This window comes from Micromonospora pallida, assembly GCF_900090325.1.
In the GTDB taxonomy this organism is placed as follows: domain Bacteria; phylum Actinomycetota; class Actinomycetes; order Mycobacteriales; family Micromonosporaceae; genus Micromonospora; species Micromonospora pallida.
The window spans coordinates 6,651,421-6,668,408 of sequence record NZ_FMHW01000002.1 but is presented as its reverse complement, the minus strand read 5'-3'; the positions used below and the strand labels follow the sequence as shown (position 1 = coordinate 6,668,408).

The window sequence follows — 16,988 nt, the reverse complement described above, 5'->3', positions numbered from 1 at the left end:
CGCCGAGCGGTGCCGTCGTCACCGTCCCTGCGTCCCGGGGTCGTTCCGGACGGGCAGGGGCAGGACGACGATGCCGTCGTCGTCACTGTGGACCTCGGCGCCCGACGCGAAGGTGCAGCCCCCGAAGGAGACCGGCACGTCCCGCTCGCCGGCTCCCGTCTTGCCGCTCTTGCGGGGGTTCGACCCGAGTGCCTTGATGCCGATCGGGAGGGTGCCCAGGGCGGCGACGTCGCGGACGGCGCCGTTGACGACCACGCCCGCCCAGCCGTTCGCCACCGCCAGGCCGGCGATGACGTCGCCCATCAGCGCCGTGTGCACCGAGCCACCGCCGTCCACCACGAGCACCCGGCCGTCCCCCGGCTCGGAGAGCACCGACTTGAGCAGGGCGTTGTCCTCGAAGCAGCGTACGGTGGCCGCCGGTCCGTGGAAGGCGGGCCGGCCACCGTACTGACGGAACTGGGTGTCGCAGGAACCGAGCGCGTCGCCGTACCGGTCGACGAGGTCGGCGGTGGCGGGATCAGGCATGGTTCTCCCTCTCTCGGTCGCTCTTGACCAGGAACTCTCGGTCGCTCTTCACCACGAACTCTCAGTCGCTCTTCACCGCGAGCACCGGGCAGGGCACCCGAAGCAGGATCTCCTGCGCGGTCGAACCCATGATCAGCTTGCCCACCGGGGTCCGGTGCCGCACCCCGATCACCACCAGCGACACGTCCTCCGTCTCGGCGATCTCGACGATCTCCTCGGCGGCGTCCCGTCCCCGCACGAGCTGCCGGACGGTGTACGGCACTCCGGCGGCGGTCAACTCCCGGCCGACCCGCTCCAGCTCAGGCTCCGGCGCGAACCGGGGGTCGACGTAGGCGTCCCCGCGTGAGGTGTTCACCACCAGCAACGGCTCACCGCGGAGCCGGGCCTGCTCGACGGCGGCCCGCAGCGCCGCCCTGCCCAGCGGCGACGGCACGTATCCCACCAGCACGGTCATCCGGTCACCAACCTTTCCCTCAGCGGGCGGGCCACGAACCGCCCGATCACCGGCCAGAGCAGCACCACCGCCACGACGGCGTAGATCGTCCAGGCCACCCAGCCACCGAGCAGGCCGTGCAGCTCGCCGCCGGAGAGCTGCAACGCCCGCCGGCCCTGCAACTCGGCGCGCGGGCCGAGGATGGCCCCGACGATCAGCGGCAGGATCGGTAGCCCGAACCGGCGCATGCCGAAACCGATCAGCCCGAGGGTGAGGAGCAGGAACAGGTCGAAGGGCTGGGCGTTGACCGCGTAGGCACCCATCGACGCGAAGAAGAGGATCCCGGCATACAGGTACGGGCGCGGCACCTGGAGCAGCCGCGCCCAGGCGGGTGCGAGCGGCAGGTTGAGCACGAGCAGCAGCAGGTTGCCCACGAAGAGGCTGGCGATCAGTGTCCAGACCAGGCCGGACTCCCGCTCGAAGAGCAGTGGGCCGGGCTGGATGCCGTACTGCTGGAAGGCGGCCAGCATCACCGCGGCGGTGGCGTTGGTGGGCAGGCCGATCGCGAGCATCGGCACCAGCGTGCCGGCGGCGGAGGCGTTGTTGGCGGCCTCCGGGCCGGCGACCCCCTCGATCGCGCCCCGGCCGAACTCCTCCGGGTGCTTCGTGAGCTTCTTCTCCGTCGCGTACGACAGGAAGGTCGGGATCTCCGCCCCGCCCGCCGGCAGCGCCCCGAACGGGAAGCCGTACGCGGTGCCGCGCAACCAGGGCTTCCAGGACCGCTTCCAGTCCTGCCGCCCCATCCACGGCCGCCCGACCGGGATCACCTCGGCCGCCCGACGACGCAGGTGCGCGGCGATCCAGAGCGCCTCGCCCACGGCGAAGATGCCCACCGCCACCACGACCACGTCGATACCATCGGCGAGTTGCGGGATCCCCAGGGTCAGCCGCTGCTGGCCGCTCACGGTGTCGATGCCGACCAGGCCGATGACCAGGCCGATCAGCAGTGAGGCGAAGCCGCGTACCCGGGACGCGCCGAGCACCGCGGTCACCGCCACGAACGACAGCAGCATCAGCGCGAAGTATTCGGGTGCGCCGAGGCTGATCGCGAAGGACACCACCGGCGGGGTGACCAGCACCAGCAGCAGGGTGGCGATGGTGCCGGCGACGAAGGAGCCGATCGCGGCGGTGGCCAGCGCCTGCGCGGCCCGACCCGACCGCGCCATCTTGTTCCCCTCGATGGCGGTCACCACGGAGGACGACTCGCCGGGGGTGTTGAGCAGGATCGACGTGGTCGAGCCGCCGTACATGCCGCCGTAGAAGATGCCGGCGAACATGATGAACGCCTGGGTGGGCTCCATCCCGTAGGTGACCGGCAGCAGCAGCGCCACCGTCATCGCCGGGCCGATACCGGGAAGTACGCCGACCGCAGTGCCGATAGTGACGCCGAGGAGCGCGATCAGCAGGTTCATCGGGGTCACCACGTTGGCGAACCCGTCGAGCAGAGGTCCGAGGTTGTCCATCACAGGATCCCTTGCAGTACGCCGGCGGGCAGGTTGACGCCGAGCCCGATGGCGAAGGTGTAGAACGTGACCAGCGACAACGCGACCGCGATCAGCAGGTTCCGGACGTGGTGGCGGTTCCCGAGGGCGAACGCCGAGCCCCAGAAGAGCAGCGACCCGCTGATCACCCAGCCGAGGCGGTCGATGAGCACGGCGTTGACCAGGAACGCGCCGATCAGGAGCAACACGGTCCGCCAGTCGATCGGGCTGCTCAGGTCGACGTCCTCGCCGGCCTCCGGTTCACCGGCGCCGCCGCGGGCCACGTCCACCGCATAGACCAGCGCGACCAGCAGCAACAGCACACCGAGCAGGATCGGCACCGGCTTCGGACCGATCGGGTCGGCGCTGCTCACCGCCTGCCCGACGCGGGTCGCGTCGATGATGACCAGCGCACCGACCAGGGCGAGGAAGGCACAGACGGCGTACTGGGCCCGGTCCGGCTTCGGCGGTGGCGCGGCATCGCCGTCCACCCCCGGCTCTGGCGTCGGAGGCCGTCGGTCGACGTCGTCCGCCACGGGTTCGGTCGTCGAGGTCGGGCGGGGCGGCAGGTCGCCACCCCGGCCCTGGCGGGTCGTCATGTCGGTCATGCCAACCCGAGCTGCTTGAGCAGTTCGGCCACCGCACGGTCCTGCTCGGTCAGGAAGGTGGCGAACTCGTCGCCGGTGACGAAGGCGTCGGTCCAGCCACGCTTGGCCAGCTCGGCCTTCCACTCGTCGGAGTCGTGCATCTTCGTCAGCGCGTCGATCCAGACCTTCTTGTCGGCGTCGCTGATGCCGGGAGGTGCGACGATCCCCCGCCAGTTGGTGAAGACCAGACCGATCCCGGCGGACGTGAGGGTCGGCACGTCCTTGAGCGCCTCGATCGGCTGTTCGCTGGTCACCGCGAGCACCCGGATCTGACCGGCCTCGACCTGGTCGAGGAACTCGCCGAAGCCGCTGGCGCCGAAGGCCACCTTGCCGCCGAGCACCGCCGGCAGCAGCTCGCCGCCGCCGTCGTACGAGACGAAGTTGACCTGCCGGGGGTCGATCCCGACGGCCCTCGCGAGCTGCATCGGCAGGAGGTGGTCCGGGCCGCCGGGCGACGAGCCGCCGCCGACCGCGACGCCCTTCGGGTCGGCCTTCCAGGCCGCGACCAGGTCACCGATGGTCCGGTACGGCGAGTCCTTCGGCACCACGATGGCACCGGCTTCCTCGATCATCTTGGCGAGCGGGGTGGTCTGGGTGAGCGTCGCCGACGACTTGGAGGTGTACGAGGCACCGACCACGCCCAGCCCCATCTGCATGGCGAGCTTGCCGTTGCCCTTCTCGTTCACGGTCCGCTGGAGGCCGACCGTGCCACCGGCACCGGGCAGGTTGAAGACCTGCACGCCGGTGGCGATCTTGGCGTCCTCCATCACCTTCGCGGCGGTCCGCGCGGTGGTGTCGTACCCGCCGCCGGGGCTGTTCGGCACCATGATCCGCAGGCCGCTGACCGGTTGCCCGTCGTCGCCCGAGCCGGCGTCCTCCTTCCCGGCGGTCGCACCGCAGGCGGCCAGGGCGAACGCCGTGGCGGCGGCGACGCTGATGAACAGCACGTTTCTCCTGGTTGCCATCTTGTTACCCTTCCGTTTCGAGTGAGTCCAGCGGCAAGATGATGGCCCCAGGACAGACCGTCCGTCTGCGTTGTGTCACCAGCGGAAGTTGAGGTCTTTGTGGTCGCGATCACATCCCGTTCCCGTAGCCTCGCCGGGCAACTGTTGGTCCTCCAGCTCGCGATCATCGTGGTGGTGCTGGTGGCCGTCGCCGCCGTGTCGCTGGCCCAGTCCGCGGCCACCTTCAACCGGGTCGAGGGACGCCGGGTCGCCGCCCTGGGCGAGCAGCTCGCGGGGAACCCGCTGCTCCGCGACCGGCTCACCCGACCGGCGCCCCGGGAGACGATCGCTCCGCTGGTGCAGAACGCGCTGACCCAGGCCGGAGTGACCTCGGTGACCGTGGCGGACGGCCGCGGCCGGGTGGTCAGCTCCACGAACCCGACCCTGGTGGGCAGCCCGGTGGTGCTCGGTGACCCCCGCGTGGCGCAGGGGCGTAGCTGGTCCGGCGAGCTGGAGACCAACGGGTCGCGCGAGCTGGTCGCCCAGGTGCCCGTGCTCGGCGCCCGGGAGGAGAACCTCGGACGACAGCTCGGCGTGGTGGTGATCGGGGAGGCGTCACCAACCTGGTCGGAGCGGCTGGTCGGTGCCTCCTCGTACCTCTTCACCTACCTGGGGATCGCCAGCGCGCTCGGGGTGATCGGGTCCTGGCTGCTGACGCGGCGGATCAAGCGGCAGACCCTCGGCCTGGAGCCCCGGGAGATCGCCGGGCTGGCCGAACACCGGGAGGCGCTACTGCACGGCATCGCCGAGGGGGTGATCGCGCTGGACCCGCAGCAGCGGGTGACCCTGATCAACGTGGTCGGGCGGCGACTGCTCGACCTGCCCGAACACTGTCTCGGCCGCAGCCTCGCCGAGCTGCGTATCTCCGGCCGGCTGCGGGATGTGCTGGCCGGGGCCGGCAGCGGTCCGGAGGCGCGCGACCAGGTCGTGGTCCGGGGTGGCCGGGTGCTGGTGATGAACCGGATGACGGTCGACAAGGCCGGCCGGCGGCTCGGCTCGGTGACCACCCTGCGGGACCGGACCGAACTGGCCCGGCTGGAGCAGGAGATCGGCTCGTTCCGCAGCACCACGGAACTGCTGCGGGCGCAGACCCACGAGTTCGCCAACCAACTGCACACCATCTCCGGGCTGATCCAGATCGGCGAACACGACGAGGTGGTGCGGTACGTCGACGCGCTGAGCCGGCACCGGGCCTCGCTGGACCTGACCGTCACCAGCCGCATCCACGACACCGCGGTGGCCGCCCTGCTGATGGCCAAGTCGGCGGTGGCCGCCGAGCGACGCGTCGAGCTCCGGATCTCCGAGCGGACCGGATTGGGCCGGCTGGCCCCGGACGTCGCCGCAGACATCGCCACGGTCCTCGGCAACCTGGTGGACAATGCCGTCGAGGCGGTCGCGGGCGGTCGGGACGGGAGCCCCGGCACGACGGCGAACACCACCGGGGACGCGTGGGTGGAGGTCGAGCTGCGCCAGGACGCCTCGTCGGTGGAGATCGTCGTCCGCGACTCCGGTCCCGGGGTCGCCCCGGAGCTGGCGCAGGAGGTCTTTACCCACGGCTTCACCACCAAGGCGGCCGAGGGCGGCGAACGCGGCATCGGGCTGGCCCTGACCCGGCTGGTCTGCACCCGCCGCGGTGGCGAGATCGCGGTGACGAACACCGGGGAGGGTGCGATGTTCACCGCCCGGATGTCGGTGCCGCACGAGCGGGAGGAGGCCCGGTGATCAGCGTGCTCGTCGTCGACGACGATTTCATGGTGGCCCGGATCCACTGCGGTTTTGTCGAACGGATCGCCGGTTTCCGGGTGGTCGGCACCGCGAGCACCGGCGAGCAGGCGGTCGCCGCGGTCGACGAACTCCGGCCCGACCTGGTGCTGCTCGACCTCTACCTGCCCGACATGTTCGGTCTCGACGTCGTGACCCGGCTGCGGGCGGCCCGGCACGACTGCGACGTGCTGGTGATCAGCGCCGCCCGGGAGGCCGAGGCGGTACGCCGAGCAGTCCGCTACGGCGCGGTCAACTACCTGCTCAAGCCGTTCGGCTTCGACGAGCTGCGCACCCGCCTGGAGCAGTACGCGGCCCGGCGCAGCGCACCACGCGCCACCGTGGTCAGCGACCAGGCCGACGTCGACCGGGTGCTCTCCCGCAGCGGCTCGGTCGCCACCCCGGCCCTGCCCCGAGGCCTCAGCACGGAGACCGCCGAGCTGGTCGAACGCGCGCTGCGCGAGCACGAGGGCACCCTGTCGGCGGCCGAGTGCGCCAGTCAGGTGGGCATCTCCCGGGTCAGCGCCCGTCGCTACCTGGAGCACTTCTCCGGCACCGGCCGGGCCGAGGTGACCCTGCGTTACGGCGCTGCCGGTCGGCCCGAACGCCGCTACTGCTGGGTCGGCTGACCCGGCCGGCCGTCTCACCCAGATGTTCGCAGGTGGAACCCCTGCCATACAGAAAGCGGCTGCAGGGGCCCACCTGACCCCTACGGCTCGAACTTGTAGCCGAGGCCACGCACGGTGATGATGTAGCGCGGCGCGGACGGCTCCGGCTCGATCTTCGAGCGCAGTCGCTTGACGTGCACGTCAAGGGTCTTCGTGTCGCCGACGTAGTCCGCACCCCAGACCCGGTCGATGAGCTGGCCCCGGGTGAGCACCCGACCGGCGTTGCGCAGCAGCAGCTCCAGCAGCTCGAACTCCTTGAGCGGAAGCTGCACCGGCGCGCCGTCGACGGTCACCACGTGCCGTTCGATGTCCATCCGGACCGGGCCGGCGGCCAGCGTCGGCCCCCCGCTCTCCACCGCCTCGACGCTCTGCCGGCGCAGCACCGCCCGGATCCGGGCGACCAGCTCGCGCGGCGAGTACGGCTTGGTCACGTAGTCGTCCGCCCCGATCTCCAGGCCGACCACCTTGTCGATCTCGCTGTCCCGCGCGGTGACCATGATGATCGGCACGTGGGAGCGCTGGCGGAGCTGCCGGCAGACCTCCGTACCGGACATCTCGGGGAGCATCAGGTCGAGCAGGACGATGTCCGCGCCCGTCCGGTCGAACTCGGTGAGGGCGGACGTCCCGGTCGCGGCGACCGAGACCTCGAAGCCCTCCTTGCGGAGCATGTACGACAGGGCGTCGGAGAAGGACTCCTCGTCCTCGACCACCAGAACGCGGCTCACCAGGGGTTTCCTTTCGGTACGGTCAGACCTGCCGGAGCTCGGCCGGGCCGGCCTCGATCTCAGCAGACTGGAGTGTCGCCGCCAGGTCGTCCGGCGGACGGGCGGGCAGCCGAAGGGTGAACGTCGAACCACCACCAAGAGTGCTCGACACCTCGACCCGTCCGCCATGGTTGCTGGCGATGTGTTTGACGATGGCCAGGCCCAGGCCGGTGCCCCCGGTGGAACGCGATCGGGCCTGGTCGGCACGGTAGAACCGCTCGAAGATCCGGTCCACGTCGGTGGGGGCGATACCGATGCCCTGGTCCGTGACGGCGATCTGGACGTGCTCGTCGTCGCTACGGACGGTGACGCTGACGGTGGTGTCCTCGCCGGAGTAGATGATCGCGTTCTCGACCAGGTTCGCCACCGCCGTGGCGATCTGGTTGTCGTTGCCGTACACGGTCAGGCCCCGCTCGCCCCCGACGGCGATGGCCACCTGCCGGGCGGTGGCCCGGGTGCGGGTCCGGTCGAGCATCTCGGCGACGACCCAGTCCACCGCGACCGGCTCGGGGGCGGGCTGCGGCTCGGCGCCCTGCAACCGGGTCAGCTCCAGCAGCTCGTGGACCAGCCGGCCCAGGCGGGTCGACTCGTGCTGGATCCGCTCGGCGAACCGGCGGGCGGCGGCCACGTCCTCGGACGGGTCGGCGGCGTCCGGGCCGACCGGTTCGGTAGCGTCGAGCAGCGCCTCGGCGAGCAGTTGCAGCGCGCCGATCGGGGTCTTCAGCTCGTGGCTGACGTTGGCCACGAAGTCACGGCGGACCCGGGCGAGGCGGTGCGACTCGGTGACGTCGACGGCCTCGACGGCCACGTGTCCGCCGCCGATGCCCATCGCCCGCAGGTGCACCCCGAGCGGGTCCGGCCCGACGTTGTCGCGGCCCCGGGGCAGGTCCAGCTCGATCTCGCGGCGCACGCCGGTGCGCCGCACCTGCCCGGCGAGGGTACGGATCAACGGGTGTGCGGCCATCGAGCCGGGGGTGCTGCCGGTACGGAGCAGACCCATCGCCCGGGCCGCCGGGTTGACCAGCACCGGCCGGTCGTCGGCGTCGAGCACGACCACGCCGGCCCGGAGAGAGTCGATCGTCTTGCGGCCGAGCCCGGACAGGCCCCCCTGCTGGTCGTCGGGCATGACGGGCCTTTCTGCCGTGTTCCACCCGGATCCTGCGACGCTGGCGTACGGGGCGCGCCGCCGGCCGGCGTACCGGGCCAGCAGGAACCCGGCGACCAGTCCGGCCACCAGTCCCAGCGCCACGCCAACCGTCGCTGCCCAGTCCACCCGGCGATCGTAGGGTCATTGTTCACCTGGCAACCGCGCATAATGGGGCGAATCACGCTCGCTTTTGGCAGAGTTCACCATTCCGACCATGGCGGTTCACCGGGGTTCACCCCAGGCCCGCCGCCCATCCCTACGGTTGGCGACACACCGCACCACCGGGCCGGCACCGGCGGTGTCCCATCCGCCGCCCGGACCGCCAGGCAACCAACCAGCACGCCGTCCCGGCCCAACGGGCGGCGACCGACGACAGGACGTGACGATGCGCGACGAGTTCCGGGCCGAACTACAGACCGTCAGCCAGTTGCTGGTCGACATGGCCGAGGGGATCCGGGCCGCGATGCGGCAGGCCACCCGGGCGCTGCTCACCGCCGACCGGAAGGCGGCCGAGGTGGTGATCGCGCGGGACGCCGAGATCGACGGACTGTACCGGGACGTGGAGGAGCGGGTCTGCGAGCTGCTCGCCCGGCAGGCCCCGGTCGCCTCGGACCTGCGGGCCGTGATCACCGCGCTGCACGTCGCCGCCGACCTGGAGCGGATGGGCGACCTCGCCGACCACGTCGCCAAGACCGCGTTGCGGCGGCACCCCTCCCCCGTCGTCCCCGCCGAGCTGCGGCCGATCTTCACCGACATGGCTGACATCGCGGACCGGATGGCCGCGAAGATCGCCTCGGTGTTGGCCGATCCGGACGCCGACCTCGCCGCCGAACTGGACCGGGACGACGACGCCATGGACGACCTGCACCGGGGTCTCTTCGCCGTCCTGCTCGACGACGCCTGGCCGTACGGGGTCGAGACGGCGATCGACGCCACCCTGCTGGGCCGGTTCTACGAGCGCTTCGCCGACCACGCGGTGAACGCCGGCGAACACGTGGTCTACCTGGTCACCGGCGAACCGGTCTGAACCCTGCCGCCCGCCCGAATGGGGTGGGCTGGGCTGGGGTGGGCTGGGGTGGGCTGGGCTGGGGTGGTTGCAGGGGTCCCCTGCTACTCAAAAAGCGGTAACAAGGGGCCCCTGCTAACACCCAACTGCTAACACCCAACTGCTAACAACCAACTGCTCACGCCCAACTACTCGCCTGCGACTGCTCGTCCGCAGGAACCGTGGGCGGCTACCGGTCGGACGGGCGGTTCAGCGACCCTGGTTGGCGACGGCCGCGGCGGCATCCTTGGCGGCGGACGGGTCGAGGTAGGTGCCGCCCAGGGTGAGCGGACGCAGGTGCGGGTCGAGGTCGTAGCGCAGCGGGATCCCGGTGGGGATGTTCAGCTTCGCGATCTCGTCGTCGGAAATCTGGTCCAGGTGCTTGACCAGCGCGCGCAGCGAGTTGCCGTGCGCGGCCACCAGGACCGTCCGGCCGGCGAGGATGTCCGGCACGATCGAGTCGTACCAGTACGGCAGCATCCGCTCGACGACGTCCTTGAGGCACTCGGTACGCGGCATCAGCTCGGTCGGCAGCAGCGCGTACCGGGGGTCGCCGACCTGGGACCACTCGTCGGCGTCGTCGATCGGCGGCGGCGGGGTGTCGTACGAGCGGCGCCAGAGCATGAACTGCTCCTCGCCGTACTCGTCGAGGGTCTGCTTCTTGTTCTTGCCCTGAAGGGCGCCGTAGTGGCGCTCGTTGAGCCGCCACGACCGGCGCGCCGCGATCCAGTGCCGGTCGGCGGCGTGCAGCGCCAGCTCGGCGGTGCGGATCGCCCGACGCAGCAGGCTGGTGTGCACGACGTCCGGGAGCAGGTCGTGCTCACGCAGCAGCTCGCCGCCACGCCGCGCCTCGGCCTCGCCCTTGGCGGTCAGGTCGACGTCGACCCAGCCGGTGAAGAGGTTCTTGGCGTTCCAGTCGCTCTCGCCGTGCCGCAGCAGGACCAGCGTCCCGACGGTGGGCCCTTCGCTCGCAGTCATGGGGATCATCCTGCCCGAACCCCGGGTCGGACACGCGGCGGGAGGCGGTGACGACCACCACGTGGAAAAGCGGATGACCCGGTCAGGGGACGGGACTAGGTTGCGTAAGGCATCAAGACAGTTGTTGGTCATTACGAGGCGGGGGTGCGCGGCGTGCGGACGGTACGGGGCTGGTTCCGGGAGACGACCGGCGGCCTGCCCGCCACCTTCTGGTACCTCTGGACCGGCACCCTGATCAACCGGCTCGGCTCGTTCGTGGTGATCTTCCTCGCCATCTACCTGACCCAGGAGCGAGGCTTCTCCGAACTCCAGGCCGGCCTGGTGCTGGGGCTCTGGGGTGCCGGTGGCGCGGTCGGCACGACCGCGGGCGGGGTGCTCACGGACCGCTGGGGGCGCAAGCCCACCCTGATCACCGCACACGTCGGCGCGGCCGGCATGATGCTCGCGCTGGGCTTCGCCCGTCCGCTGTGGGCGGTCGCCGCCGGGGCGCTGCTGCTCGGCCTCTTCGCCGAGGCCGCCCGGCCCGCCTTCGGCGCGATGATGATCGACGTGGTCCCGGAGCGGGACCGGCTGCGAGCCTTCTCCCTCAACTACTGGGCGGTCAACCTCGGCTTCGCCAGTGCCGCCGTGCTCGCCGGCTTCGCCGCCGAGGTCGACTACCTGCTGCTCTTCGTCGTCGACGCGGCCACCACGCTGGCCACCGCCCTGGTCATCTTCGTCAAGGTCCGGGAGACCCGGCAGCACGGCGTGGCCCGGGCCGGCGGGGCGGGCGTTCCCCGGGGTGCCCTGCGTACCATCCTCACCGACCGGGTCTACCTCGGCTTCGTGGCGCTCAACCTGCTCAGCGCGCTGGTCTTCCTCCAGCACATCTCGATGCTTCCGATCGCCATGGGCGAGGACGGTCTCTCCACCTCGACGTACGGGTCGGTGATCGCGCTCAACGGCGTCCTGATCGTGTTCGGGCAGCTCTTCGTGCCCCGGCTGATCCGGGGTCGCAGCCGGTCCCACGTCCTCGCCCTCGCCTCGGTCGTGATGGGCGTCGGCTTCGGCCTGACCGCCTTCGCGGGGGTGGCCTGGTTCTACGCGCTCACCGTGCTGATCTGGACCCTCGGCGAGATGCTCAGCTCCCCGTCGAACTCCACACTGATCGCCGAGCTCTCCCCGGCCGAGATGCGCGGGCGCTACCAGGGGGTCTTCTCCCTCTCCTGGCAGCTCGCCGGGGCCACCGCGCCGATCCTCGGCGGCCTGGTCCGGCAGGAGGCGGGCAACGTCGCACTCTGGCTGGGCTGTGCCGCGATCGGCGGGGTCATGGCCGCCGCCCACCTGCTCTCCGGCCCAGCCCGGGAGCGGCGCGCCGTCGCGCTGCGCCAGCCGGTCGTCGAGCCGGCCACCGTCCTGGTGCCGCCCGTCCCGCAGGCGGCGGAGGCGGCGGCGACCGCCCCGGCGGAGCCCACCCCGGCCCGCTGACACCCGGCAAAGCCCACTCCGGGCCGCACGTTCCCGGCCCCGAACGTCGGGGACGTGTTGCCGGGACACGAAAGCGGGCGTCCAGCCCGACGTGGTCGGATCCGGACGCCCGCGTTGGTTCACCCGGCGGCGGCGGGCGACACTCACCCCCGTAAGCGTCGCCCGCTCGCGCCGCCGGTTCAACAGGTGGGCGCCGTCCCCCAACGGCGATGGTCCACCTGTCCCCCTACGTCACACCTGGTGCGCGGATCTGATCGATCCGCCGCTCCCCCGAACGTTTCCAAGCGTGTCGTAGGGCAATAAAGCTAGTTCGGTCAGTTTCCCGTGACAACCGTTTCGAGCTGTCTCACCGGTCACAGCCGGTTACCTGACTCCACCGTTGACAACGAGCGCATACCCGTCCCGCATTCCACTAAACGGCTCAGGCATCTTCTCGATCGGGTGATTCGGTCCGGAAGAAGTTACTGGGCCGACCGTCCCGCAGCTGCTCCTGGTAGATCAGGTTCAGCCGCCGCTCGTCAAAGGTGCGGAACCACTCGTTCCAGGTGACCTGACGCAGCCGCCGGCTCGTCCGGTAGCCCGGGAGGTCGAAGGTCAGCACCCCGACCCGGCCGTCGCGCTCGGTGCCGGCGATGGTGGCCGGCTTCGCCCCGCGCGCCCGCGCCCACCGCTGGATCACCTCGTGGCTAGTGGTGACCAGGCTGCGCCCGGGACGCTCCGGCCGGTCCGCCGTCGAGTCGATCCGCTGGGACGACCGTACCGACCGGGATGAGGCCCGCCCGGTACGCGTACCCGCCCGGGTCGACGTCTTGCGCTCCGCCCGCCCCTGCCCGGCGCGGGTGCCGGTCGCCCGTGCCGGGGCGGCTCCCCGACCGCCCCCGGCCGCACGCCCGGACGGCCCGGTGCTCCGCTTAGCGGGACCGCCGCGCCGTTCCGCCCGGACCAGTTCCCGTACCAGGTCCGGCTTGCGCAGCCGGGAGACGCCCGAGACCCCGTACGCCCGCAGCCGCGCGCGGATCTCGTCCACCCGTAGCTGGGCGATGTCCGACGAGGAGCCCTGTCGACTCCCCACCCGCTGCCTCGTCGCGGTCGCGGTCCCACCGCGACCAGAGCTGTTCCGCTGAGCCATGGACGCTCACGCTCCTCGACAGTCCGTCGTCGCGGTGGATCCCCGTGCCACACCGCGCGCAGCGGCATACCCGTCAGGCCGGTTCCGAACCTCCGGCCGCCGCGGAACCCTCGCCCGACGACGGGGCGAAGAGGTGGGCGAACGCGGCGAGGTTCGCGGTGGACTCGCCCCGCTTGACCCGCCACTCCCACTCCCGGCGGATCGCCGTGCCGAAGCCGATCTCCAGCATCGTGTCGAACGACTCGTCGGCGTAGGTCAGCACCGCGCCCAGGAGCCGGTCGAGTTCGTCGGCGTCCAGCCCGGTGAGGTTGACCCGGCCGGTCAGGTAGACGTCGCCGACCGCGTCGACGGAGAAGGCCACCCCGTACATGCGGGCGTTGCGTTGCAGCAGCCAGGCCCAGAGCTCCTCGCGCCGTTCGTCCGGCTGGCGCATGACGAACGCCTCGATCCGCAGCGCGTGCTCGCCCACGATCAGGTTGCAGATCGTCTTCAGCTTGTGCGTGCCGGGCAGGGTGACCGCGTACGACGTAGGGCCGGTCGCCTCGTGCTCCAGCTCCCGCTCCGCGCAGTAGTCCTCGATCAGGGCGGCAACGTCGCTCTTCGCGCTCATCGACCCCACTCTACGACCGGCCGACGCGGCCAGCCCGACGACCGGGCCGGGTCGACGTGGAGGTCTGGGCGGAATCGGCGCCGACGACCGGGCGCGAGGATTCAGCCGCAGGAGAGCACCGCGCCGTCGGCGGCCAGTTCGGAGGTGAGCCGGTTCCGGCAGTCGGCGATGGTCTCCTGGTAGACGGCGAGCAGCCCGTGCACCGTCCGGTCCCAGGAGAAGTGCGCGGCGTGCCGTACCGCGCCCCGGGACAGCGTCGTCAGCCGGGGCCGGTCGGGCAGGAGCTGCCGGATCGTGTCGGCCCAGTCGGCCGGGTCATGCCCGTCGACCAGAACCCCGCTGACCTGGTGGCGGACCGCGGTGACCAGGCCGCCGACCGCCGCCGCCACCACCGGGGTCCCGCAGGCCTGCGCCTCCAGGGCCACCAGCCCGAACGACTCGTTGTACGACGGCACCGCGACCAGGTCGGCGGCCCGGTACAGGGCCGGCAGGTCGTTCCCGGTGCGCGGCGGCAGGAAGCGGACCCGGTCGGCGACTCCGAGGGTGGCGGCCAGCTCGATCAACGAGGTCGGCCGGTCCAGGCCACTCCCACTCGGACCACCCACGATGGCCACGGTCACCTCACCGGCGAGGAGCGGGTCCCGGTCCCGCAGCGCGGCGATCGCCCGGACCAGCACGTCCGGGGCCTTCAACGGTTGGATCCGGCCGACGAAGGCGACCACGTACCCCTCGGTGGGCAGGCCCAGCCGACGGCGCGCGGCGTGCCGGGCCAGGACGGGGTCACCCACGGCGGGCCGGAAGCGGTCCAGGTCGACGCCGGGCTCGACCACGGTGACCCGGGCCGATTCGGCGTCGTACCGCCCGATCAGGTCGTGCGCCTCCACCCGCGTGTTGGCGACCAGTCGGTCCGCCTCGGCGACGACCTGCTCCTCGCCGATCACCCGGGCCTTCGGCTCGGGCCGGTCTCCCGCCGCGAGCTGGAGGTTCTTCACCTTGGCCAGGGTGTGCGCGGTGTGCACCAGCGGCACCCCCCAGCGTTCCTTGGCCAGCCAGCCGACCTGTCCGGAGAGCCAGTAGTGGGAGTGGATCAGGTCGTACCAGCCGGGCGGGCGGGCCGCCTCAGTGCGCAGCACCCCGGCGGTGAAGGCGCAGAGCTGGCCGGGAAGTTCCTCCTTGGTGAGCCCCTCCAGCGGACCGGAGGTGACGTGCCGGACGTGCACACCGGGCGCCATCTCGACCACCGGTGGCAGGTCGCCGGAGGTGGCCCGGGTGAAGATGTCGACCTCGACACCGGCTGCGGCGAGCCGACGGGCGACCTCCACGATGTAGACGTTCATCCCGCCCGCGTCGCCGGTGCCCGGTTGGTGCAGCGGCGAGGTGTGTACGGAGATCGTGGCGATTCGTCGGGGCCGCGGCCACGGCCGGATACCCCGCTGACGACCGACACCGGTGTGCATTTCCGCCACGTCCGCTCCCTCAGCCACGGTGAATGCCGTCCGCACGACCGGCGCTCCTCGGTCAACCCGCACGCCGAATCCCATCTTCCCGATCAGCGCCGGGAAATGTGTCGCGGCAACCAGCGAGCGTGACGGACCTCATCGGTGACGCAGGTCATCCGACGCCGGCAGGGCCGCGCCGGGGCGTCCCCCGCGCCCGAGGGACGACAATGACCGGATGACCCCAGTCGCCATCGTCACCGGAGCGTCCAGCGGGATCGGGGCGGCCACCGCCCGCCGGCTCGCCACCGAGGGCTTCCACGTGCTCGCCGTCGCCCGCCGCGCCGACCGGCTGGCCGACCTGGTCGCCGGGATCGTCGCGGCCGGTGGCTCGGCCACCGCCGTCACCTGCGACGTCACCTCGGACGACTCGGTCGCCGGGCTGGCCGCCGCCGTCGACCAGGCCCCCGGGCCGGTCACCCTGCTGGTCAACAACGCCGGGGGCGCCCGCGGGCTCGACCCGGTGGAGTCCGGCTCGGTCGGCGACTGGCAGTGGATGTACGACGTGAACGTGCTCGGCACGCTCCGGGTGACCAAGGCGGTTCTGCCCGCGCTGGAGCGCTCCGGCGCCGGCACCATCGTCATCGTCAGCTCCACCGCCGGCCTCGTCGTCTACGAGGGCGGCGGCGGGTACGCCGCGGCGAAGCACGCGCAGACCGCGGTGGCCGGCACGCTCCGGCTGGAACTCTGCGGCCGGCCGATCCGGGTGGTCGAGATCGATCCGGGCATGGTGAAGACCGACGAGTTCTCCCTGACCCGGTTCGGCGGCGACGAAGAGGCCGCAGCGGCGGTCTACGCCGGGGTGGCCGAGCCGCTGGTCGCCGAGGACGTCGCGGACTGCATCGCCTGGTGCGCGACCCGACCCCAGCACGTCAACGTCGACCGTCTGGTGGTCCGTCCGCTGGCCCAGGCCGCCCAGCACAAGGTGCACCGGGCGAGCTAGTGGCACAGCGGCCCCAGGGCGTGGTCACCCGGGGGACGACCAACCCGAACCGGCTCCGCCGGGTGGACAACTGGATCGTCGCGACCTGCGGTGACCGGCTCCACGCGGCAGCCGACCCGCTGGTGGTCGACCTGGGTTACGGCGCGACGCCGATCACCGCCGTCGAACTGCGGGCCCGGCTGGCCGCCGGGGTACGCGCCGACGTACGGCTGGTCGGGTTGGAGATCGACCCGGCGCGGGTGGCCGCCGCCGCGCCCGCCGCCGACCCGCCCGGGCTCACCTTCGCCCGGGGCGGGTTCGAGCTGGCCGGGCTCCGGCCCGCCCTGGTCCGCGCGTTCAACGTGCTCCGCCAGTACGACGAGCACGAGGTCGCCGCCGCCTGGCGGACGATGACCGCCGCGCTCGCCCCGGGTGGGTTGCTGGTCGAGGGGACCTGCGACGAGTTGGGCCGGCTCGGGGGCTGGGTGCTGCTCGACGCCGACGGGCCGCGTTCACTGACCCTGGCCGCGCGGCTGGGCACCCTGGACACTCCGGCCACCCTGGCGGAGCGGCTGCCCAAGGCGCTGATCCACCGCAACGTCCCCGGCGAGCGGGTGCACGACCTGATCCGGGCGCTCGACGACGGTTGGCGGACGGCGGCGGCGTACGCGCCCTTCGGCCCCCGGCAACGCTGGCTGCGAACGGTGGCAGGCCTACGCGAGGCGGGCTGGCCGGTGCTGGACCGTCCCCGCCGCTGGCGACTCGGCGAGCTGACCGTCCCGTGGTCCGCCGTGGCCCCCGCCGGTTGGTAGCAGGGGTCCCCTGTTACTCAAATAGCGGTAACAGGGGAC

The 16,988-nt window shown here is 71.9% G+C and carries 17 protein-coding genes; 6 read left to right on the top strand and 11 right to left on the bottom strand.

The window, feature by feature from the left end; translation table 11 throughout:
- Positions 1-18: 18 nt before the first annotated feature.
- From rraA to GA0074692_RS28420, 5 genes are all read right to left on the bottom strand, one after another.
- A complete protein-coding gene (rraA, locus tag GA0074692_RS28440; RefSeq protein ID WP_091649810.1) occupies positions 19-525 on the bottom strand; it encodes a ribonuclease E activity regulator RraA in 507 nt (168 codons plus the stop codon).
- 61 nt (positions 526-586) lie between these two features.
- Positions 587-979 (bottom strand): universal stress protein, encoded by a 393-nt coding sequence (locus tag GA0074692_RS28435; RefSeq protein WP_091649807.1) that lies wholly within the window; start codon positions 977-979, stop codon positions 587-589.
- On the bottom strand, positions 976-2,481 hold the full coding sequence (locus GA0074692_RS28430; protein ID WP_091649804.1) for a tripartite tricarboxylate transporter permease: 1,506 nt from the start codon (positions 2,479-2,481) through the stop codon (positions 976-978). The genes GA0074692_RS28435 and GA0074692_RS28430 overlap by 4 nt, the downstream gene beginning before the upstream one ends.
- Complete coding sequence (locus GA0074692_RS28425; protein WP_245730494.1) at positions 2,481-3,107, bottom strand: tripartite tricarboxylate transporter TctB family protein; 627 nt, start codon at positions 3,105-3,107, stop codon at positions 2,481-2,483. Before GA0074692_RS28425 ends, GA0074692_RS28430 begins: the two co-directional genes overlap by 1 nt.
- Positions 3,104-4,111: a Bug family tripartite tricarboxylate transporter substrate binding protein gene (locus GA0074692_RS28420; RefSeq protein ID WP_091649799.1), complete on the bottom strand. Its 1,008-nt coding sequence runs from the start codon at positions 4,109-4,111 to the stop codon at positions 3,104-3,106. Before GA0074692_RS28420 ends, GA0074692_RS28425 begins: the two co-directional genes overlap by 4 nt.
- A 99-nt stretch (positions 4,112-4,210) precedes the next feature.
- On the opposite strand from GA0074692_RS28420, the gene GA0074692_RS28415 reads away from it, so the two are divergent.
- Together GA0074692_RS28415 and GA0074692_RS28410 are read left to right on the top strand one after the other, a co-directional pair.
- Positions 4,211-5,872, top strand: a complete 1,662-nt coding sequence (locus GA0074692_RS28415) for a sensor histidine kinase (protein ID WP_091649796.1) — start codon at positions 4,211-4,213, stop codon at positions 5,870-5,872.
- A complete protein-coding gene (locus GA0074692_RS28410) occupies positions 5,869-6,540 on the top strand; it encodes a response regulator (protein ID WP_091649793.1) in 672 nt (223 codons plus the stop codon). The genes GA0074692_RS28415 and GA0074692_RS28410 overlap by 4 nt, the downstream gene beginning before the upstream one ends.
- Positions 6,541-6,620: 80 nt before the next feature.
- Here GA0074692_RS28410 and GA0074692_RS28405 read toward each other — a convergent pair whose 3' ends face one another.
- Both GA0074692_RS28405 and GA0074692_RS28400 read right to left on the bottom strand, forming a co-directional pair.
- Positions 6,621-7,304, bottom strand: coding sequence for a response regulator transcription factor (locus tag GA0074692_RS28405; RefSeq protein ID WP_091649789.1), 684 nt, complete (start codon positions 7,302-7,304; stop codon positions 6,621-6,623).
- 22 nt (positions 7,305-7,326) lie between these two features.
- Positions 7,327-8,616, bottom strand: coding sequence for an ATP-binding protein (locus GA0074692_RS28400; RefSeq protein WP_091649786.1), 1,290 nt, complete (start codon positions 8,614-8,616; stop codon positions 7,327-7,329).
- A 259-nt stretch (positions 8,617-8,875) separates the two neighbouring features.
- Here GA0074692_RS28400 and phoU point away from each other — a divergent pair, with 259 nt between their 5' ends.
- Positions 8,876-9,517 (top strand): phosphate signaling complex protein PhoU, encoded by a 642-nt coding sequence (gene phoU / locus GA0074692_RS28395; protein ID WP_091649783.1) that lies wholly within the window; start codon positions 8,876-8,878, stop codon positions 9,515-9,517.
- A gap of 228 nt (positions 9,518-9,745) precedes the next feature.
- Here phoU and GA0074692_RS28390 read toward each other — a convergent pair whose 3' ends face one another.
- A complete protein-coding gene (locus GA0074692_RS28390) occupies positions 9,746-10,513 on the bottom strand; it encodes a phosphoglyceromutase (RefSeq protein WP_091649779.1) in 768 nt (255 codons plus the stop codon).
- A gap of 153 nt (positions 10,514-10,666) precedes the next feature.
- Here GA0074692_RS28390 and GA0074692_RS28385 point away from each other — a divergent pair, with 153 nt between their 5' ends.
- Positions 10,667-11,980, top strand: a complete 1,314-nt coding sequence (locus tag GA0074692_RS28385; RefSeq protein WP_091654228.1) for an MDR family MFS transporter — start codon at positions 10,667-10,669, stop codon at positions 11,978-11,980.
- Positions 11,981-12,401: 421 nt separating this feature from the next.
- On the opposite strand, the gene GA0074692_RS28380 is transcribed toward GA0074692_RS28385, so the two are convergent.
- From GA0074692_RS28380 to mshA, 3 genes are all read right to left on the bottom strand, one after another.
- Complete coding sequence (locus GA0074692_RS28380; protein ID WP_091649775.1) at positions 12,402-13,109, bottom strand: hypothetical protein; 708 nt, start codon at positions 13,107-13,109, stop codon at positions 12,402-12,404.
- A 73-nt stretch (positions 13,110-13,182) separates the two neighbouring features.
- The gene (locus tag GA0074692_RS28375) at positions 13,183-13,719 is read right to left on the bottom strand and encodes a type III secretion system chaperone family protein (RefSeq protein WP_091649770.1); all 537 of its coding nucleotides are present in this window, start codon (positions 13,717-13,719) and stop codon (positions 13,183-13,185) included.
- 101 nt (positions 13,720-13,820) lie between these two features.
- Positions 13,821-15,185: a D-inositol-3-phosphate glycosyltransferase gene (mshA, locus tag GA0074692_RS28370; protein WP_091654224.1), complete on the bottom strand. Its 1,365-nt coding sequence runs from the start codon at positions 15,183-15,185 to the stop codon at positions 13,821-13,823.
- A gap of 208 nt (positions 15,186-15,393) precedes the next feature.
- On the opposite strand from mshA, the gene GA0074692_RS28365 reads away from it, so the two are divergent.
- Entirely contained in the window at positions 15,394-16,158 is a 765-nt protein-coding gene (locus GA0074692_RS28365) for an SDR family oxidoreductase (RefSeq protein WP_091649761.1), read from the top strand.
- A complete protein-coding gene (locus GA0074692_RS28360; protein ID WP_091649759.1) occupies positions 16,158-16,949 on the top strand; it encodes an SAM-dependent methyltransferase in 792 nt (263 codons plus the stop codon). The genes GA0074692_RS28365 and GA0074692_RS28360 overlap by 1 nt, the downstream gene beginning before the upstream one ends.
- Positions 16,950-16,988 lie beyond the last annotated feature (39 nt).